This is a genomic window from Vogesella perlucida, assembly GCF_979366545.1.
Window position 1 is genome coordinate 1 of record NZ_CEETRO010000083.1, and the last position, 255, is coordinate 255.

1 protein-coding gene is annotated in these 255 nt (G+C 59.2%); it reads left to right on the forward strand.

Annotation, left to right across the window (positions count from 1 at the left end; translation table 11 throughout):
- Window positions 1-38: 38 nt before the first annotated feature.
- On the forward strand, window positions 39-255 hold a 217-nt coding region (locus tag ACZ9XP_RS18035; protein ID WP_465188973.1), incomplete at its 3' end, for a hypothetical protein.

The window sequence follows — 255 nt, forward strand, 5'->3', positions numbered from 1 at the left end:
CTGATGCGGCAGGCAACACCAGTGCAGCAACGGTGCCCGTGACGATAGATAACGTGGCGCCGCCAGCACCGACGGTAACTATCACCACCGATACCAATAATGACGGGCTGATTAGCGGCTCGGAAATGGGCACAGCCACCACGCTGGCAGTGCGTATTGCCCTGCCGACAGAAGCCAAAGCAGGCGATACACTGCAAATCAACACGGGTAGTGGAAGCCAGACCGTGGTGCTGACTGCGGCCAACATCACAGCCG